The organism is Aequitasia blattaphilus (assembly GCF_024721305.1).
GTDB lineage: Bacteria > Bacillota > Clostridia > Lachnospirales > Lachnospiraceae > Aequitasia > Aequitasia blattaphila.
Window position 1 is genome coordinate 45,343 of sequence record NZ_JAMXOD010000008.1, and the last position, 17,538, is coordinate 62,880.

General features: G+C 41.0%; 17 protein-coding genes. All 17 read right to left on the reverse strand.

Annotated features, from left to right (window positions below):
• Window positions 1-12: 12 nt before the first annotated feature.
• Genes NHH15_RS06990 through cbiD form a run of 17 tightly spaced genes read right to left on the reverse strand, consistent with a single transcriptional unit; the run spans window position 13 to window position 17,535 of the window.
• Entirely contained in the window at window positions 13-1,698 is a 1,686-nt protein-coding gene (locus NHH15_RS06990) for an ABC transporter ATP-binding protein (protein WP_262065943.1), read from the reverse strand.
• On the reverse strand, window positions 1,695-2,519 hold the full coding sequence (locus tag NHH15_RS06995; RefSeq protein WP_262065944.1) for an ABC transporter permease: 825 nt from the start codon (window positions 2,517-2,519) through the stop codon (window positions 1,695-1,697). Before NHH15_RS06995 ends, NHH15_RS06990 begins: the two co-directional genes overlap by 4 nt.
• Window positions 2,516-3,406, reverse strand: a complete 891-nt coding sequence (locus NHH15_RS07000) for an ABC transporter permease (RefSeq protein WP_262065945.1) — start codon at window positions 3,404-3,406, stop codon at window positions 2,516-2,518. The genes NHH15_RS06995 and NHH15_RS07000 overlap by 4 nt, the downstream gene beginning before the upstream one ends.
• Window positions 3,403-4,938, reverse strand: a complete 1,536-nt coding sequence (gene cobA / locus NHH15_RS07005) for a uroporphyrinogen-III C-methyltransferase (protein ID WP_262065946.1) — start codon at window positions 4,936-4,938, stop codon at window positions 3,403-3,405. The genes NHH15_RS07000 and cobA overlap by 4 nt, the downstream gene beginning before the upstream one ends.
• Complete coding sequence (gene hemC / locus NHH15_RS07010) at window positions 4,931-5,812, reverse strand: hydroxymethylbilane synthase (protein ID WP_262065947.1); 882 nt, start codon at window positions 5,810-5,812, stop codon at window positions 4,931-4,933. Before hemC ends, cobA begins: the two co-directional genes overlap by 8 nt.
• A complete protein-coding gene (locus NHH15_RS07015) occupies window positions 5,809-7,308 on the reverse strand; it encodes a cobyric acid synthase (RefSeq protein ID WP_262065948.1) in 1,500 nt (499 codons plus the stop codon). Before NHH15_RS07015 ends, hemC begins: the two co-directional genes overlap by 4 nt.
• Window positions 7,271-8,347, reverse strand: a complete 1,077-nt coding sequence (locus NHH15_RS07020) for a pyridoxal phosphate-dependent aminotransferase (RefSeq protein ID WP_262065949.1) — start codon at window positions 8,345-8,347, stop codon at window positions 7,271-7,273. The genes NHH15_RS07015 and NHH15_RS07020 overlap by 38 nt, the downstream gene beginning before the upstream one ends.
• Before the next feature lie 9 nt (window positions 8,348-8,356).
• A complete protein-coding gene (gene cbiB, locus NHH15_RS07025; protein WP_262065950.1) occupies window positions 8,357-9,325 on the reverse strand; it encodes an adenosylcobinamide-phosphate synthase CbiB in 969 nt (322 codons plus the stop codon).
• Window positions 9,322-9,870, reverse strand: a complete 549-nt coding sequence (locus NHH15_RS07030) for a histidine phosphatase family protein (RefSeq protein WP_262065951.1) — start codon at window positions 9,868-9,870, stop codon at window positions 9,322-9,324. Before NHH15_RS07030 ends, cbiB begins: the two co-directional genes overlap by 4 nt.
• Window positions 9,861-10,610: an adenosylcobinamide-GDP ribazoletransferase gene (gene cobS / locus NHH15_RS07035; RefSeq protein ID WP_262065952.1), complete on the reverse strand. Its 750-nt coding sequence runs from the start codon at window positions 10,608-10,610 to the stop codon at window positions 9,861-9,863. The genes NHH15_RS07030 and cobS overlap by 10 nt, the downstream gene beginning before the upstream one ends.
• An 11-nt stretch (window positions 10,611-10,621) precedes the next feature.
• On the reverse strand, window positions 10,622-11,680 hold the full coding sequence (cobT, locus tag NHH15_RS07040) for a nicotinate-nucleotide--dimethylbenzimidazole phosphoribosyltransferase (RefSeq protein WP_262065953.1): 1,059 nt from the start codon (window positions 11,678-11,680) through the stop codon (window positions 10,622-10,624).
• Window positions 11,670-13,037: a cobyrinate a,c-diamide synthase gene (locus NHH15_RS07045; RefSeq protein ID WP_262065954.1), complete on the reverse strand. Its 1,368-nt coding sequence runs from the start codon at window positions 13,035-13,037 to the stop codon at window positions 11,670-11,672. Before NHH15_RS07045 ends, cobT begins: the two co-directional genes overlap by 11 nt.
• Window position 13,038: 1 nt before the next feature.
• Window positions 13,039-14,250 carry a precorrin-6y C5,15-methyltransferase (decarboxylating) subunit CbiE gene (gene cbiE / locus NHH15_RS07050; protein WP_262065955.1) on the reverse strand — a complete coding sequence of 404 codons (1,212 nt, stop codon included), beginning with the start codon at window positions 14,248-14,250 and terminating at the stop codon, window positions 13,039-13,041.
• Window positions 14,243-14,974, reverse strand: a complete 732-nt coding sequence (cobJ, locus tag NHH15_RS07055) for a precorrin-3B C(17)-methyltransferase (RefSeq protein WP_262065956.1) — start codon at window positions 14,972-14,974, stop codon at window positions 14,243-14,245. The genes cbiE and cobJ overlap by 8 nt, the downstream gene beginning before the upstream one ends.
• The gene (gene cobM, locus NHH15_RS07060; protein WP_262065957.1) at window positions 14,967-15,737 is read right to left on the reverse strand and encodes a precorrin-4 C(11)-methyltransferase; all 771 of its coding nucleotides are present in this window, start codon (window positions 15,735-15,737) and stop codon (window positions 14,967-14,969) included. Before cobM ends, cobJ begins: the two co-directional genes overlap by 8 nt.
• The gene (cobI, locus tag NHH15_RS07065) at window positions 15,734-16,435 is read right to left on the reverse strand and encodes a precorrin-2 C(20)-methyltransferase (protein WP_262065958.1); all 702 of its coding nucleotides are present in this window, start codon (window positions 16,433-16,435) and stop codon (window positions 15,734-15,736) included. The genes cobM and cobI overlap by 4 nt, the downstream gene beginning before the upstream one ends.
• Window positions 16,432-17,535: a cobalt-precorrin-5B (C(1))-methyltransferase CbiD gene (gene cbiD, locus NHH15_RS07070; protein ID WP_262065959.1), complete on the reverse strand. Its 1,104-nt coding sequence runs from the start codon at window positions 17,533-17,535 to the stop codon at window positions 16,432-16,434. Before cbiD ends, cobI begins: the two co-directional genes overlap by 4 nt.
• Window positions 17,536-17,538: the final 3 nt, after the last annotated feature.

Sequence of the window (17,538 nt, forward strand, 5' to 3'; positions counted from 1 at the left end):
GTCCTTCCTTCTTTATATTTGTGATGTTATCCGCCGTTCCCCGCCGCTGATTTCTCCCTGTTTTGGTTCATACAGGAAGCATGCCACCTCTCTTTCTTTATTCTTAAAGTGAGGAGGAATTCCTTCATAACACTTTTTCATAGCATAACTGCATTGGTAAACGTAAGGGCAGCCCTTATGCTCCTCTTTCGGCTCCGGTTTTATCAGTATCCGCTTCCATTTTCTTGCTCTTTTAAAATCCTCCGGTATGGTCGCATCCAGCAAATCCTTGGTGTAAGGATGCCAAGGTTCCTCCAGGATCCTTTCTCCGTCTCCCATTTCAACAATACACCCCCTATACATAACAGCCATCTTATGACTAATCTGACTCACCAAAGGAATATTATGAGAAATAAACAAATATGCCACCTGTCTCTTTTCCTGAATTTCTTTTAACAACTGTATGATTTGCCTCTGAGTTGGTACATCCAATGAGGAAACGGCTTCATCACAAATAATCAATTTTGGATTTGAAATCAGAGCTCTTGCAATTGCAATACGTTGTTGCTGGCCTCCTGAGAATTGGTTTGGATATTTTTCCATATCCTCTTCACTTAAGCTCACCAGTTCTAGCATTTCTCTGACTCTTTTTCGGATTTCTTCTTTGTCAATCCTCTGAATCTGCAAAGGTTCTGCAATAATTTTCTCTACTGTCAAATAAGGATTCATAGAGGATTGCGGATGCTGAAATACCATTTGAGTACTTCCTTTAGAAGAATCCCTGTATTGAATAGATCCCTTTGTAGGATTAATAATTCCTGCCACCATCCTAGAAAGAGTCGTCTTTCCACTCCCACTTTCTCCAACAATTCCCAAAGTCTCCCCTTTACAGATTTCTAAGGACACATCCCTCACTGCATGAAGAGGTGTCGTCCCACCTTCTCCCCATCTCTTTTTATAGCAATAGGATATATGATCAATCTGGACGAATTGATCTTTCTCTTTATGCAATGAATGCTTTAATTTCTTTGTACTTTTTATAAGCTCTCTTGGACTCCCCTGCTCAAGTATTGTCCCTTTCTCCATTACAATCAATCGGCTACATAAAGCAGCGGCCACTCCTAAATCATGGGTGACAAGAAGGATGGCCATTCCCAGTTCCTGGGAGATGCGCTTTAACAGGCTCAGCACTTGACTTTGTATCCTCGGATCCAAGGCAGTAGTCGGCTCATCTGCAATTAAAAGCTTCGGTTTCGCTGCAATTGCCATCGCAATGGCGACACGCTGCTGCATTCCTCCTGAGAGTTGAAAGGGGTATTGCTTTCGACAAATTTGAGGCTCTCGGATTCCCACTAAATCCAATAGCTTCTCTGTCTCTGTTCTCGCCTCTTTTTTTGTAATCTTTCGATGAATACGAATACTTTCCTCTATTTGATACCCTATCTTTAACACGGGATTAAGATAATTCGATGGATTTTGAAAAATGATTCCCATTTCACTTCTGTGTAAAACCTGCCACCTTTCATGGGAAACTTTCGTTCCTTGTGGTAATAAATTTAGCAGGCATTTCATCAAGCTGCTTTTCCCTGCACCGGACTGCCCAACAACGCCTACAACCTCTCCTTCTTCGACTGAAAAGCTAATGTCCTTTAAAATCTTTTCTTCTTCTTTTCTATCACAAAACCAAACATTCAGTCCCCGCACTTCTAACACCTTCATAATTCATACCTCTTGCATTTCAATGACCCTCCCCATTCCCTGCTCATTAACTGTACAAAAAGGACAAGAAGGCACAATATTAACACTGGAAAAAACATCTGCCAAGGATACAAAAAGAATCCTCTTACCGATTCTTTAATGAGTGTACCAAGGCTTGCTTTCGGTGGTACAATACCGATTCCCATAAAACTCAAAAAAGCTTCTGTCAGGACGCCTTGGAGAAATAAATTGGTAAAACTGACCCGTAAAGTTCCTATCATTCCCGGCATCAAATGGCGAAAAAAAACATAGATGTGTCCTCCACCTGCTAACCGCGCTGCCAAGACAAACTCCTTATATCTTTGTTTTCTTACCTCTCCGCGAACGATTCGAGCCGTTTCAACCCAGCCAGAAATAGATATCCCAATCAGAATTGTCCACACACTTCCTCCCCAAACCAACACAATTAAAATGATGTATAGGAGGGATGGGATAGATATTATAATATCAGCAATACTCATTAAAAAAGTATCAACACGTCCTCCAATATATCCCGCTATGCCACCATAAATAAGACCAAAAATCCCACTTATTACTATATTTCCAAAACCAACAAAAAGGGTTATTTGAGTTCCCATACAAACTCGTATAAAAAGGTCTCTGCCGAATTTATCCGTCCCAAAAATATAGCTTCCAGACGGCGGCAAATTTCCCGCTGCTCCATTTTGCTCAAAATAGGTATACTTAGAGAAAAATGGGCCTAAAAAAGCTATGAGCACAAAAAGAAGTAGCAACAGACACAGGATTGTCCGAGCCTTGTGCTTTTTCACCCACTGAATCATTCCTCTCCCTCCCCTCGAATACGCAAACGAGGATTTAATAGAACCGCCAGCAAATCAGCCAAAAGATTGATGCCAATTACAATTACACCCATAAATATTGTAAGTCCCAAAATCATCGTATAATCCCGGTTTTCTATTGCAAAAACGAATTCCCTTCCAAGACCGGAAATATTAAAAATCTGTTCCACCACAAAACTTCCTGTTAACAGTAAAGCAGAAGCGCTGGCTAAGTAATGAAGTGCTGGCAAAAATGCATTTTTTAAAATATGAATAAAAATAACACGCCATTTGGGCACTCCTTTTGCCTGTGCCATTCGTACATATTCCTGATTCATTTCTTCATAAAATCCATTTTCTACCAATCTTGACACCACTGCCATGGGGTATGCTGCCAGAGCCATTGCCGGCAGAATCTTCCACTTGATTCCAAAGAAAAATAGTAGAAGCAAAGCAATCACAAAGCTTGGAATGGCCGTCAGTAACGTCGAAAACAGAAACATCCCATCTTTGATTATGCGCCTTTTACTGACAGCAGCCAAAATTCCCATCAGAGTTCCCCCTGCAATTGTAATCACTAAAGCAAGTCCTCCTACACGAACCGTTCCAGGCCATGCTCTTGCAATCACCTCTCCCACCTTCACTCCAGGTTTTTGATAAGAAACACCAAGATTTCCTCTGACCAGGTTCTCCAGATAGGTAAGGTACTGCTGCATAGGAGGTTTGCTTAATCCATATGCCTGCTCCATTTCCTGTAAAACATCTTCTGATACATTCCCTGTCTGTAATGGACTTCCAGGCATCATTCTTGTTAGGAAAAATGCAATTGTCACAAGTAAAAAAATTGATACTACGCCAATAGCAATTCGACTACCGATGTATTTTTTCATACCTTCTCCCTATATTCCTCAATCAGTTTCTCTGTCATGCTTTCGATAGTCGCTTCTTTTGAGACAACTACTTTCATTCCGTATTTTTCTGCTTCAGCTCTTGTTTGCTCTCCAATGCAGACTCCTTGAACCTTTGAATAATCCAGGCAATCCATAGTTTTCACAAAACCTTGTACACAAGATGCACTGGTAAAAGTCACCCCGTCAATTTCTCCTCTTTCAATTCCGTTTTGTATCTGTACTTTTAACTCTGTATGAATACTGTGACAAGTATCATAGACCGCCAGGTCATCCACCTTAAATCCTGCTTCCAACAAAGGGGGAAGCAGCTCTTCTGACCCTTTTCTTGCCCGAGGAATTAAAATATGGCTCCCTTTTCGAGCCGTCCTTGCCAACTCTTCTCCCAATTCTCTGGCACAGTACTTTGCAGGTACTAAGTCCGCCTGTAACCCCCATTCCTTTAGTTCTTTGGCAGTAGCGGAACCAATTGCACCTATTTTCATTTTCTCCAAACCAAATACTAAATCTCTTAAATCCCATTTTGACTCCAAGAGCTGACGCATAAACACTTGAACTCCTACTGGACTGGTAAACACAAGCCATCCCTCCGTCTTGCGTTGGATAAAACTGGAAATACTCTCTTTAAACTCTTTATTTGGTGGAATTTCTACTGTTTCAATTGCCGGGAGTTCTACGACTTGAGCACCAAGTTCTCTAAGCTTATCCCCAAATCCCTTTCCGGGCTTCCTTGGCCTTGTAACCAAAAACTGCCGCCCCCCCAAGGGTCGGTTTTCTGCCCACTGAAACTCCTTGGATAAGCTACAGACCTTGCCAATTACAATCAGTGCCGGAGCACTTATTTGCATCTCTTCTGCATCTATAACCAAGTTCTTCAAACTGGAAACCACCCTTCGCTGCTTCGCTGTTGTCCCTTTTTCCAAAACTGCTGCCGGTGTGTTTTCAGACATTCCAGCTAAAAGAAGTCCATCACAAATCTCTTTCATTGCCGTAACACCCATATAAAAGACAAGAGTTCCATCTAACTTTACAAGGGCAGGATAATCAATTGTGCTTTCACCGTCTTTTCGATGATGTCCCGTTATAAAATGCACCGAGGAGGTATAATCCCTATGAGTCAATGGAATTCCACCATAGGCAGGTACTGCTACACCAGCTGTTACCCCTGAAACTACTTCAAAGGGAACCCCTTCTTGAATCAGTGTTTCAACTTCCTCTCCTCCTCTGCCAAAGACAAAGGGATCTCCTCCTTTTAACCGCACCACTTTTTTTCTCTTTCTTGCTTCATTCAATAATATTTCATTAATTTGATTTTGGGGTATTGGATGATGTCCCGAATTTTTTCCCACATAAATCATCTCTTTTTCCTTGGGAATTTGGCTTAAAATTTCAAGACTGACCAAAGCATCATATACAATAACATCCGAAAGCTCAATTGCTGCTTTTCCTTTTATCGTTAGAAGCCCCCCATCTCCTGGGCCTGCTCCAACAAACCATACTTTTCCACTATTCATATTTTTTCTGCATCTCCTTTGCAAGCTGCTCCCCCATTTGCTGCGCCTTCTCTATACTTCCTACCTTATGCTCAATATAAAAGCTTTCATCCGACTCCCGAAAGTAAAGCCCAGTTAATTTTAGCTCATTCCCTAAAACTTTCCCATATGCTGCTATTGGCGAGGAGCAGCCACCATCCAATACCCGTATAAACGCTCTCTCCCCCAGCGCTGCAATTTCACTTTCCGGGCAGTGAATACACTCCTTCCAAAAACCATCCTCTCCCTTGCGTCCCTGTACCGCCAAAATCCCCTGTCCTGCTGCCGGCACTACTTCCTCTGTTGAAAAAACTCGTCCAGCTACTTCTGTCATGTGCAGCCTTGCAAGTCCTGCCATTGCTAACACGGTACCCTCAAAATTCTGCTCCCTCAATTTTTTTAATCTCGTCTCTACATTTCCTCGAATTCCTTTGAACACACACTTAGGATACAGCCTTCTTAACTGAATCATTCTTCTTCTGCTTGATGTACCTACTACTCCACCTTCCGAAATCCCATTTTTTCCTGGTTTGAATATCAATGCATCTCTTGGATCTTCACGTTTCGTAAAAGCAAGGATTGGCAATTCTTCTGAAATATCCATAGGCATATCTTTTAAACTGTGAACCGATAAATCAATCCGTTTTTCCATCAAAGCCTGATCCAGCTCCTTCACAAATAATCCCTTTCCACCAATTTTATCCAAACTTTGATTCAAAATGATATCTCCCGTGGTTTTCATCGTAATAATTTCTACTTTTGTATCATGATGTACTGCTTCAATTGCTGTCTTCACAATATTAGCCTGTCTTACTGCCAGTTTACTGTCCCGACTGCCAATACGAAGTGTTCTCATATCCCTTTTCCTCCTTCAATAATGTCATAGATTGCCTCCATATCCAGACTTGACCTTATAATTTGTGCAAGTTGATCATACTGCTGCTCCTTGTAAGTATGATGGTCAATGGTATGAAGAAACTCCGGGTCACATCCCTTTTGAAGAGCCAAAGCTCTGACAAAGCTCTGACTCACTTCACTTTTGTCAAAAATCCCATGAATATAACAGCCATATGCAAAACTCTCCCCTACTCCATCATGTCTTTTCCCCTCCAACTCAATAAGGGATTTCTGAGAACCTTCCAGCTCTGAAGCTCCCATATGAATCTCATATCCTTCCAAATCAATATGGCTTAAGGATTCTAAAAGACCTTCCACCTTCCCAAATCGTCCCTTCACACGTCTTCTGGTCTTTTCTGGCGCAAAAACAGTATGCATTTTCAAAAGACCCATACCCTGGATTTTTCCCTTCTGTTCTACTCCCTCCGGATCATAGATGTCTAATCCCATCATCTGATAACCTCCGCAGATTCCAAAGACAAGCTTATTCTCATTGTGGTGACGAATTACTTTCGTTTCCAGTCCACTTTGCCGCATCCACAAAAGGTCTTGAATTGTATTTTTGCTTCCTGGAATAATGACCCCATCAGGATTTCCAAATTTCCCTGGCTTGTCCACATATCGCAGGGACACCCCTTCCAAAGATTCCAAGGGAGCAAAATCTGTGAAATTGGAGATTCGAGGCAGACGAATTACCACAATGTCAATAAGACCTGGAGCTGTGTTTTTATCAAATCGCTCTGTCAAGCTATCTTCATCATCTATGTCTAAGTGAAAATATGGAATTACACCTTGTACCGGAATTCCCACTTTTTCCCAAAGCATCTCAAGGCCTGGCTTTAAAATTTCCACATCACCCCGGAATTTATTAATAATCGTCCCCTTTACTCTCTGTCTTTCTTTTTCTTCCAACAACATAAGAGTCCCAACTAATTGAGCAAACACACCGCCTCGATCAATGTCACCCACCAGTAGAACAGGAGCATCTACCATCTCAGCCAGTCCCATATTTACAATATCATCTTTTTTCAAATTGATTTCAGCTGGACTTCCTGCGCCTTCTATTACAATAATGTCATTCTCTTTTGATAAACGCTGGTATGCCTCTAAAATGCTGGGAACATAATCTTTTTTCCGTTTGAAATAATCTGCCGCTGACAGAACTCCAACCACTTCCCCATTTACAATCACTTGAGACCCTGTGTCATTTGTCGGCTTTAACAGTATCGGATTCATATCCACCGAAGGCTCTATTTTAGCTGCTTCAGCCTGCATCACCTGGGCTCTTCCCATCTCCAAACCCTCTCTTGTAATATAGGAATTCAATGCCATATTTTGTGATTTAAAAGGAGCAACTTTATAGCCGTCTTGTACCAGCACCCTGCATAATCCACCAACTAATATACTTTTTCCAGCATTAGACATTGTACCTTGAATCATTATTGATTTTGCCATCACTTATTTTTCCTTTCCACAGAGCCCGAATGAGAGCCTTATTTTCTTCATGTGTACGAACTGCAATACGATAATATCCTTCCTGTAATCCCTTGTAATTACCGCAATTTCGTATTAAGATTCTTTCCTTCTTTAGACACTCCTCCAAATTCCTTTTACTATAGAGAAGAATATAATTCGCTTGAGAAGGATAGTGTTTGATTTGCAAATAATCCAGTTCTGTTTCCAGCCACCGCCTCTCTCTTTCAATCAATTCCTTTGTTTCCTGAATTCTTTCCCTTTCTTTTAGTGCCGTTACACCTGCTGCCTCTGCAACCACCGATACAGACCAAGGCTGGCGAACATTTTCCATTCTTTCAATAAGGCTGGCATCACTGCTCATTCCATAGCCCAGCCGAAGTCCTGGAATACCATACATCTTCGTAAATGCCCGAAGGATTAGGAGATTTGTAAACTTTTCGATTTCCGGAATGAAAGAACACTCTTTTCCATTCCTGACAAAATCTAAAAAGCATTCATCTACAACCATCCGAATCTTAAGCTCACTGCATCTTTTTAAAATCTTTATAAGCAACTCTTTCCTTATTATTTGTCCCGTGGGATTGTTCGGCGTACACAAAAAAATAATATCTAAATTTGGATGAATAGATTCCAGGTAATCTTCCTGAATCTCAAATTGGTGTTCTTCTTTCAAACCATAGTATTCCACTTCACAATCCATTACTTTGAGACCTTGTTCATATTCTGCAAATGTTGGTGCACAAAGCAATGCCCTTTTCGGCTTTTCAGCCAGAGAAACACCGTAAATCAAGTCTGCCGCCCCATTTCCAAGGATCAGTTGATTTTCTCGAATCCCATATTCCAAGGCTAAAGCCTTTCGCAGTCTCCGATTCTGAATGTCTGGATATTGACCAATTAAGTTCACTGCTTCTCTTGCAGCATCCAAAGTATTTTTACTTGGACCTAAAGGATTTATATTCGTAGAAAAATCTAACATCCCCTTATAGGTATATACGTCTCCACCATGTATTTGCTTCATTCGTCTCTCCTATCCTAGCCCCAGAATCAAAACTAACCTTAGCATACTTCCAACAATCAGCATTAGCCACGCTGTTACTTTCATCAGCAGACAAGCCTTTTTGATATCTTCCACCTGACTCTCTCGTAAACCATCTCCAATCGTTGGCTTCTTATAAAGCTTCCCAAAGTAATATCCGTCTCCTGCCAATTGAATTCCCAGAGCACCAGCACAGGCAGACTCTGTCTGAGCAGCATTCGGACTTCCATGATTTTTTCTGTCTCTAAGATAGATCTTCCATGCATTTTTTCCATTCATTCCAGTCAAAAATGCTGCTGCTACCATTAAACACCCTGAGATTCTTGCCGGAATATAATTAAATATATCGTCCATTTTTGCTGCTATTTTTCCAAAATATAGATACCTCTCATTCTTATAACCAATCATAGAATCCATTGTATTGACTCCTTTGTATAAAAAGGTCAAGGGAGCTCCCCCTAACAACATGTAAAAAAGTGGAGCAATCACACCGTCTGAAGTATTCTCAGCAACCGTTTCTATAGTGGCCTTTGTCACACCACTTTGGGTTAGATTCTCGGTATCACGGCCAACGATCATAGAAACCGCCTGTCTTGCTCCAGCTAAATCCCCTTTATACAATTCATTATAAACTTTCAGGCTTTCCTTTTCCAAAGAACGTGCAGCCAACAGCTGATAACACCAAAATACCTCTAGGATAAAAGCCAATGCTGGATGAATGAATGCCGCAAGTTTTAAGAGCCCAAAGCTAATTACAAAGCTTCCTCCTGCAACGAAGATCCACAATACACCACCTGCAGCCAAAAGTCTTCTATTATTATTCCCTGCAATCTTACGCAATCGCTTTTCCAATATTATAATCGTACTCCCAATGAATCGTACTGGATGATAGAGAAACCAAGGATCCCCAAACATCAAATCCAGTAAAAACCCAAGGATACATACTGTCAAAATTCTCATATTTTTTCAATCCTCGTTATGATAAAATCTTTTCCCATATGGATATGATATCCATTTCCATTTTTCACTTGCCAATCATAAAAATCTCCTCCTGCAAAATCACACATGATTGCCATGATATTTCCACCATGTATCACCAGAGCAATTCTTGCATCCTCTGGAAATTTGTTGATTGTATCTCGAAATCCATGGATGGTTCTTGTACAAAAGTCTTCTGTTGGCTCCCCTGCCGGAAAAGGAGCTTTTCCATTCAAATCCAGCCACCTTTGATACTCGAAATCATCTCTTAAATCCAAATAAGTTTTTCCTTCAAATCTACCAAAATCACGTTCTCTTAAATCTTTGCATTGAATCAGTTTCTTCTTAGGATAGATGATTTTCGCCGTTTCAATGCAACGTTTCATCGGACTGGTAATCAAAAAATCCACCTCTGGATACTCCTTTCCGTGGTCTGATACAGGAAGTATCGATTCATCTGTGCTCCCAATGTACTGCCCCTTTTTATTTCCCGGTGTTTGAAAATGACGAATCAGATTTATTTCCATAATGCACCTGCTAATACTGAAATCTCGCATACTTGTAAAAAATATCCTGCCAAATCTCCTGTAATCCCTCCAAACTGACGATAGGACATAATACGATAGTAGAGAAACGAAATACTAGCTAACGCAAGTATAATAATTCCTCGGATAGGTGAAATAATGATTATACCCAAAGCCGCCAGAACTCCAAATATACACATCGAAATTCCAACCGCCTTTTTCTGGGCATTATCCTGGAAGGTTTTTGCCAATCCATTCTCTCTTGCCGCTTTAAAGAAAACCACTGATAAACCACTCAAAGATCTTGATAGCACATAGCCTAGAGCAATCATTGGTAAGGCGGTGATGCTCACTTCACTCCAAAGTGCCACACTTAACAATAAATATGCACAAAGAGCAATTACAGAAAACGCTCCGCAATTGGGATCTTTTAGTATTTTGAGCTTCGTCTCCTGATCTTGATGAGATGCAAGCGCATCACTGGTATCCATAAATCCATCCATATGTATTCCACCATTTATAATAAGTGGTATCAACGTCATCAACACTCCAAAAAGCAATTTCCCACAAGATAATCTCATTAAAATCTCCCCTGCGCCCCAAATACACAAACCAGTAATCATACCAACCACCGGAAAAAAGCATAGAGCATACCTCATATTTTCTTTTGTCCAGGAAACTCTGGGCAGGGGGATTTTTGAATACATGGATAACCCAATTACAAAAGCCTGTAATAATTTCATTCTCTTGATCCTCACTTTAATTCTTCATATCGATTAACGTTGATTTCTTCAAAAGTGCTCATTTTACGATATACCTGCAGCCCCATATCCAATAATGGTATTACACCAACTGCTCCACTGCCTTCTCCCAAGGACATATCGCAGGTGAGAAGAGGCGAAAAACCAAGTGCATCCAGTAAATGCTGCCCTCCTGGTTCTTTCGATACATGAGAAGGAACCATATAGTCTCTGCATCTTGGTACTAGTTGTAAAGCACACAGAGCTGCTACCGATGAAATAAACCCGTCAATAATAATTGGTATACGATAGACTCCCCCTCCTAGAAAGACTCCTACCAACCCAGCAACGTCAAGGCCGCCTACTTTGCTTAGTACATCCAAAATATCTTCTTTCTTAGGCTGGTGTTTTTTGATGCCTGCTTCTATTACTTCTATTTTTCGCTTGAGTCCTGCCTGATCTAACCCCGCTCCTTTTCCCGTCATCCTTTCAACTGGTTCATCTAATAAAACACTGGCAATCGCACTACTGGTTGTTGTGTTTCCTATTCCCATTTCTCCCGTTGCAAGAATTTCATACCCTTCTTCCTTGCGCTTTCTCACCACTTCTATGCCTACACTTATAGCTCTTTCTACTTCCTCTCTTGTTATAGCCGGTTCTACTAAGAAATTCCGGGTTCCGTAAGCAACCTTATACTCCTTTTGGGTCAGAGACGGTACGTCCACATTCATTCCAATATCAATCGGAAAAATATCCACTCCTGCAAGTTTTCCCATAATACAAACGCTGGCTGTCCCCTTCGTGAAATTATTGGCAACAATTGCTGTCACTTCACTTCCTGTTTGAGTAACCCCTTCTTGAACAATACCATTATCCCCACACATGATAATTAATCCCCGTCGATCTAATGTAAAGTTGGCGCACTTTTTCATCCCTGCAATCCGTATGACCGCCTCTTCCAATTTTCCCAAACTATCCAACGGTTTTGCAACAGTTTTCCATCTGTGACCCGCCGCCTCCATACTCTCTTGGTCTGCTTCTGAAATTTTTTTCTCTATTTCATCAATTTTCATAATATGCCTTTCCCTTTTCTAAATATCTTTCAATCATTTTCTTGTTTGAGGGATAGTATAGGTGGGGAAATCCCGCAAAAACACCTCTCTCAGACCACACACACGACCACGACCGATTGCTGTTTGGTTTCTTAGCAAGACAGGTAGAACCATTTTCCGTGGTATCCCAGTAATGAAACTCATGTCCTTTTATTTGTTCTCCCATTGGAAGATATGGGTTTTCCTTTTCTCCTATTACATGAATATAGCCGAAATGGCCTAAAGCATTCGTTCGAAAAGCTCTGCCAGGAATAACACCTACCATCGGGTAAATTTCACCATCACTTCCCTCCAATTCTTGATGGAGATAAAGAAAACCGCCACATTCTCCAAGACAGGGCAGCCCCTCCTGAATTTTTTCCAAAATTTCTTTTCTAAGCTTCCAGTTTCCAGACAATTCTTTTCCATACTCTTCCGGATAACCTCCACCTAAAATAAGTCCGCCTATAGAATGGGGAAGGCTTTGGTCTGAAAGGGGGCTAAACTCCACTAACTCAGCTCCCATACTTTCTAACAATTCAAGATTCTCTGGATAATAAAAGTTAAAGGCCTCATCTCTTGCCACAGCAATCCGAATAGTATTTGAGCTTTTTTCTTTTTCCTTTTTCTTAACACCTTTTAATTTCGGTGCCCCATAGGCAATTTCCAGCAAAGCCTTTATATCAATTGTTTCTTTTAAAATCTCTCCAATTTTTTTCATCTGCTCTGTCATATCTTGCCTTTGATCCGGGGTGACCAAGCCTAGATGACGGCTTTCTACTTGAAAAACAGAATCTTCCGGCACATAACCCACCACAGAAATCCCACTATTTTCCTCTATCATTTCTTTCAATCTGGGATAAAGGGACTTTGACACACGATTTAAAATAATCCCCTGTATATTACTGTCCTGGCGAAAGTCTAGAAACCCCTTCAACAAGGCAAGGGAAGAACATGCCATCCCTTTACACGGCAAAACCATAACTACCGGAGTACCTCCAAGATTCTTGGCAACCTCATAGGTACTGCCTTTGGTTCCATCGATAGTCATCCCATCGTAATACCCCATGACACCTTCTATCACCGTAATATCCACCTCACTACTATGCCGTAAGAAGGAAGCATAAAGTTTAGCAGGAGGAGAAAAGAAAGCATCGAAATTGCGTGACACCGTTCCAATCACCTCTCTGTGAAACATTGGGTCGATATAATCTGGACCACATTTTCCAGCAGCAACCTTATATCCTGCATCTTTTAATAGCTGTAAAATTCCACAAGTAATAACTGTCTTTCCACTCCCACTTCCCGGTGCAGTTATTACGATTCTTCCTTCTCCCATCCTACTCTCCTTCTGAAATAATGAAAATCGGATTTTCTCCTTGCATCATATGGTATGCACCACGTGTCTTCACAGAAGAAACATTTACTTGCGTAATACATAATTCCTCCAGTATACCTGCTTTTTCAGCTTCCAATGCCATATTTAGACTTTCCAAGGTAATGGCAGTTAAAACAATTCGCACCTTAGGATTTTTTGTTTTTACTCCTTCCAAAATTTCCTTCATATTTCCAGAACTGCCCCCAATAAATACATGGGTAGGCTTTTCTAAATCCCCGTATGCCTCCGGTGCATAACCAGCAATTACCTTCACATTATCGACACGAAATTGGCGGCAATTCTCTCGAATCAACTTACAGGCTTCTTCCTTTTTCTCAATCGCAAATACCTTCACATCCATTCCTTGCAGTGCTGCTTCTATGGAAATGCTTCCCGTTCCTGCACCAATGTCATATAGTATGCTATCCTTTTTTAATTGCAATTTATCCATTATCAGGCTTCGGATTTCTCCCTTTGTCATGGGTACACTTCCACGTATAAATTCTTCATCTGATATATGAGGGCGAATCCTTTTGTCCGGGTTTGGATTTCGTATCATCAATACCGTTAATCCTTTCAGCTCTTCCGGAGCGAGACTCTTGCTGTCCCTTTTAAAGATTTTCTCTTGTTCTGAAGACAAATTCTGTCCGACCCATATTTCCAAATTTGTCAGATTGTAATACTTGAGTTTTTCACAAAACTCTTTTGTCTTTTTCTGATCTCCTAATAATAGGAATGTCTTTGCACTGTGGCAAATGCTGTATATGTAATTGGTCTCTCGTCCGTGCAGACTGACGAACTCGGCATCCTCCCAGCTGGTTTTTAGCTTCCCTGCAAAATAGACGAAGGAAGAAATTCCCGGAATAATAATTACCTCATACTGATCTTCTAAAACTTCCACCAGCCTTTTTGCACCACTATAAAATCCACTATCCCCCGAAAAGAGAATTGCGAACTTTTCCTGCTCCTTTTTCTCTTGTAAAAACTCAAGTATTTCTTCTGGTTTATGGGAAAGAAAAACTGGCTTTTTAAAAGATTTAACACTTTGGACAATACGCTTGGAGCCAATAATCCAGTCACATTCTTCCAGACACTGATTCGCTTCTTTTGTGACGGTATCTTGCGTTCCCATTCCCATTCCAATCAGATAGACTTTCTGCTCTTTCTTATACATTTTTATATCCTCTTGGGGTTACCATACTCCCATTTATGTCTTGTGTCTGATTATTTCCAATGTATACAGTTGTGAACATATCCACCTCTGTGTCCGCTAATTCCTTTAGGGTTAATAGCTTTTTTGCTTCTCCCCTTCTTCCAATATTTCGAACAAATCCACAGATTATATCAGGACTTTTATATTCTAAAATGTATTCACACGCACGTTTTAAATAATCATGGCGTTTTCTACTGGAGGGGTTGTAAAGGCAAATCACAAAATCTCCTTTTGCAGCCGCCTTAATTCGTCTTTCAATTGTTTCCCAGGGTGTCAAAAGATCACTTAAGCTTATCACAGCAAAATCATGATTTAAGGGCGCCCCTAAAACGGCTCCGCCTGAGATAGCTGCTGTAATTCCAGGAATAACAATAATCTCTACCTGTGAGTGGTTTTTGCCAATTTCATAAAGGAGACTGGCCATACCATAAACTCCTGCATCCCCACTACAAACCATGGCAACCTCTCCATGCTTTTGTGCCTCTTCAATGGCTATTTCACAACGCGCCACCTCTTGCTTCATGGGAGTAGAAATAAACTTTTTGTCCGGAAAAATAGTCCGTATTAAATCCGTATATACTGTATATCCAATGACGACAGAACAACGGCCTAACACCTCTTTTGCCTCGATTGTAAGCTGCCTTTCCTCTCCTGGTCCGATTCCAACTGCGTATATTCTATTCATCCCTTCCCTCCTCTGTTCCTTGCCGGAATTCTGTGGTAAAAGCTGGGTGATATAATAAGGAACGATCATAAGTACCATTTAATATATCTCCAACTACAATCAGAGCCGTCTTGGTTATATTTTCACGTTTGGCTGTTTGAAATAGTCGGTCTATTGTACAGTGAAAAACCTTCTCTTCTGGCCAGGTTGCCTTGTATACAATTGCAGCTGGAGTATTCGGTGCATAACCTCCTGCAATTAGTTCTTTTTCCAGTTCTTCTAATAAGGAAGTGCTTAAGAACAGAACCATAGTGGCTTGATGGGCAGCAAAAGCACGTATAGATTCTTTTTCCGGAACTGGAGTACGTCCCTCCATTCTTGTAATAATTACCGATTGTGAGATTCCTGGAAGAGTGTATTCTGCCTTAAGAGCTGCAGCTGCTCCGCAAAAAGAACTGACTCCTGGACAAATTTCATAGGGAATACCCTTTTGTTCAAGGATGTCCATTTGTTCTTTAATTGCACCATAGATACTAGGATCTCCCGTATGCAGTCGAACAACCCGTTCTCCTTTTCCCTCCGCTTCTGTCATAACATCTATTACTTCTTCTAAAGTCATATGTGCACTGTTGTAAACATTGCAGCTCTCCTTTTTTTCCTTTAATAATTCAGGATTTACTAAAGAGCCTGCGTAAATAATTACATCAGCATCTCTCAAAAGACGCTGTCCTCTTACGGTAATCAGGTCAACTGCGCCACTTCCAGCTCCTACAAAATCAATCATTTTGTATCCCCCTTAACAATGAGTAAAGAATAATAGCCTGCATCTTTGGGCATCTCCTCAATACTTTTATAAATTCGTTCATTTTCCATTCCACAATTTTCCACCATGTAAATTTCCAGACCTCTTTTGCGAATTTCTTCTTTCACCCTTGGCATATTTCTACCGGATTTCATCAGTATTCGCGTTCCCGGCAAATCCAGACCTTCTTCCAGAGAATAGGAACCAGGAATAATATGCATTTGTTCTCTATTCTCTACCAACCCGATATCCATTCTGGCAGCTGCACTACAAAAAGAAGGTACTCCTGGAACTAGAGCCGTTGCATATCCTTGACTCTTCAACCGTTTATGAATATAAAGACAGGTAGAATATACTGTAGGGTCTCCCAGGGTAATAAATGCAATATTTTTCCCACTATTTAACAAAGCAGCAGCGTCTTTGGCTCCTTCATCATGAATTTTCTTTAGCCTCTCCTTATCCTTAATCATTGGCATAGACAAAAGGAGTTTCTCCTTTTGTGCTGCTTCCGGTAATGCACCAAGTACAATCTGATAGGCCACACATTTTTCCACATCTCCATCCAGATCTGATATGGGCAACGCTAATATTTCACATTGTCGAATTGTCTGAACCGCTTTCAGAGTTAATAATTCCGGGTCTCCAGGACCTACTCCAACTCCATAAAAAGTACCTTTCATTTTCTTTCCTCCGTAATTCTTTCTTGTATTTTCATTGCATTTTTTGTCATGCCAACAATTCCCTGTTCCATGGTAAACATTATGAGACCAATTTCCAACTCCTTTGTCACACGTCCCTTTAGATGACTGGTTATTTTCTCCATAATGCTCTCCATAACATCCTCTAACAGACCTGCCCCCTTCAATTGTTCAATGGCCGCCTCAGTTGCAACACTGCCCATGATCTTTTTGATTAGACGCTGATTCCCCCCTGCCATTCCTGCGTGAGCCGCTAAAATTTCCATTCTGCCATCGGCCTGTCGTGAATGTGTATTCATAATACCTGCTGCAAGCTTAATTAATTTTCCGGCATGACCGACAAAGAGGAGTCCTTTCATTTTCAACTCCAATGCAATATCAATTGTTTCTCCAATGTAGTTACTCGATTTTACCGCCAGTCCATCTTCGTATCCCAGTGTTTCTTTTAAAAAAGTGCTGCCGTAATTTCCTGGTACAACATAACAATAATGATGTCCATTTGCCTTTAACACCTTCATCTCTAATTGGATTGTATCAAGTAGTGCCTTTACACTCATGGGCTCTACAATTCCTGTAGTTCCCAGCACGGATATTCCCCCCATAATACCGAGCCTTGGATTAAAGGTTTTCTTTGCCAAGGCTTCTCCACCGGGAATCGAAATCAGAACAGAAAATCCTCCTGAATAACCTTGTATCTTTCCCTCTGCTTCCACTGCTTCACGAATCATACGTCTTGGAACCCTATTGATTGCAGCTTCTCCGATTTTTTGCTCCAATCCCTTCTTTGTGACAATTCCAACGCCTTCTCCTGCTTTTATATCAATCCTGGATTCTTTTATTTTTTCCACCTTGGCAAAGACACAAATTCCGTTCGTAACATCAGGATCGTCCCCACTGTCCTTTCGAATACCACAGCTTACCCATCCATCTTGAAACCGAATACATTCCACATCCAAATGCAGCGTAATTCCCTTCGGTGTGGTTAAGGAAACCGTCTCAATGGTTTCTCCTGTAAATATCATTCTGGCTGCCGCCTTTGCCGCTGCTGCCGCACAACTTCCAGTCGTGTATCCTTTTCTCATTCT

Bases quoted from the DNA above. Each gene is read 5' to 3' on its own strand.
- cbiD (WP_262065959.1), bottom strand. From the start codon at position 17,535: ATGAGAAAAGGATACACGACTGGAAGTTGTGCGGCAGCAGCGGCAAAG.
- NHH15_RS07015 (WP_262065948.1), bottom strand. From the start codon at position 7,308: ATGGCAAAATCAATAATGATTCAAGGTACAATGTCTAATGCTGGAAAA.
- NHH15_RS06995 (WP_262065944.1), bottom strand. From the start codon at position 2,519: ATGATTCAGTGGGTGAAAAAGCACAAGGCTCGGACAATCCTGTGTCTG.
- cobS (WP_262065952.1), bottom strand. From the start codon at position 10,610: ATGAAATTATTACAGGCTTTTGTAATTGGGTTATCCATGTATTCAAAA.
- NHH15_RS07045 (WP_262065954.1), bottom strand. From the start codon at position 13,037: ATGGGAGAAGGAAGAATCGTAATAACTGCACCGGGAAGTGGGAGTGGA.
- cobT (WP_262065953.1), bottom strand. From the start codon at position 11,680: ATGAAAATTGATGAAATAGAGAAAAAAATTTCAGAAGCAGACCAAGAG.
- cobI (WP_262065958.1), bottom strand. From the start codon at position 16,435: ATGAAAGGTACTTTTTATGGAGTTGGAGTAGGTCCTGGAGACCCGGAA.
- hemC (WP_262065947.1), bottom strand. From the start codon at position 5,812: ATGAGAACACTTCGTATTGGCAGTCGGGACAGTAAACTGGCAGTAAGA.
- NHH15_RS06990 (WP_262065943.1), bottom strand. From the start codon at position 1,698: ATGAAGGTGTTAGAAGTGCGGGGACTGAATGTTTGGTTTTGTGATAGA.
- NHH15_RS07000 (WP_262065945.1), bottom strand. From the start codon at position 3,406: ATGAAAAAATACATCGGTAGTCGAATTGCTATTGGCGTAGTATCAATT.
- cobA (WP_262065946.1), bottom strand. From the start codon at position 4,938: ATGAATAGTGGAAAAGTATGGTTTGTTGGAGCAGGCCCAGGAGATGGG.
- cobJ (WP_262065956.1), bottom strand. From the start codon at position 14,974: ATGAATAGAATATACGCAGTTGGAATCGGACCAGGAGAGGAAAGGCAG.
- NHH15_RS07030 (WP_262065951.1), bottom strand. From the start codon at position 9,870: ATGGAAATAAATCTGATTCGTCATTTTCAAACACCGGGAAATAAAAAG.
- cbiB (WP_262065950.1), bottom strand. From the start codon at position 9,325: ATGAGAATTTTGACAGTATGTATCCTTGGGTTTTTACTGGATTTGATG.
- NHH15_RS07020 (WP_262065949.1), bottom strand. From the start codon at position 8,347: ATGAAGCAAATACATGGTGGAGACGTATATACCTATAAGGGGATGTTA.
- cobM (WP_262065957.1), bottom strand. From the start codon at position 15,737: ATGATTGATTTTGTAGGAGCTGGAAGTGGCGCAGTTGACCTGATTACC.
- cbiE (WP_262065955.1), bottom strand. From the start codon at position 14,250: ATGTATAAGAAAGAGCAGAAAGTCTATCTGATTGGAATGGGAATGGGA.